General features: G+C 58.4%; 1 pseudogene. It reads right to left on the bottom strand.

Going from position 1 to position 255, the window contains the following annotated elements:
* Nucleotides 1–255: pseudogene (locus ACRXB1_RS37750) on the bottom strand (hypothetical protein); the annotation flags it as partial.

Genomic DNA, 255 nt, shown 5'->3' with positions numbered 1-255 from the left:
GACCACGTAGCGGCTAAAGATATCGAGGATCACGTACAGATGGAAGTACGTCCACTTGCCCGGACCCCGTAACTTGGTGATATCCCAGGACCACACTTCATTGGGCTGCACCGCTAACAGCTCCGGGTGGGTGTAGGACGGATGAGTCAATTGCCGGCGCCGTTCACGTACCTGGTCGGCGCCGGCGAGCAACCGGTACATGGTGCGTACCGAGCCAAGATAGATGCCCTCATCGAGCAGAGTGGCGTAGGTTTG

This window comes from Caballeronia sp. M23-90 (assembly GCF_053574605.1).
This window is presented reverse-complemented; position numbering and strand designations above follow the sequence as displayed.